At 55.8% G+C, this 599-nt stretch carries 1 protein-coding gene and 1 pseudogene; both read right to left on the bottom strand.

The annotated features are described in order from the left end of the window. Nucleotides 1-299: acylphosphatase (locus J5224_RS34035; RefSeq protein WP_264629269.1), on the bottom strand; the 299-nt coding region annotated here is incomplete at its 3' end. A 136-nt stretch (nucleotides 300-435) separates the two neighbouring features. Beyond that, nucleotides 436-599: pseudogene (locus J5224_RS34040) on the bottom strand (hydrogenase expression/formation protein HypE); the annotation flags it as partial.

A 599-nucleotide genomic window follows, 5' to 3' on the forward strand; every position in this document is an offset into this window, starting at 1 on the left:
ACTTGCGTATCCATCGCACCCGCGCCGCTGTGCGCAATGCTAAAGTCAGCGGGTTGCTGCTCCCATTCATAAGGGTGTGATTCAATGCTGTCGATATGAGCGAGGGGTGGGCATTCGCGAGTAAGGTCGTCAAGGAACGAGGCAACCTGCGGAGACATCACCAGATGAATCAACACCCCTGCGCTGTCATTGCTGACATTGCCACACAGTTGGTGTCGATGCGCCAGTTGCCACACGTAAGGGCGAAACCCCACCCCCTGCACTTTGCCTTTAACGCGGATGCGAATACCGTTGCTCATAGTTGGAGCTAAACTCCAGAGGAATATTGTGTTTTTCTTCATCAGCGAAAAAAATCACGCCCAGGTGGGTGAAACCGCCGGGTAGGCGGCTCCGCACACTTCAGCGGGATGCTTTACGCGAAGCAAACCTAAAACGTTAGCAGATGCGCGGCATGGGTTCATTATGCGGCAGATCCAGCAGCCGTGAAGCGCCGAATATTCCGCGCAGGCGTACCTGCTTTTGCGCCGTCGCTTCGCCAATGGTGACAGCCTCTTTGCCCAGTGGATGTGCATGCAGCGCGTCAAGCACCGCTTGTTCCG

It is taken from the genome of Candidatus Symbiopectobacterium sp. NZEC135, assembly GCF_025962695.1.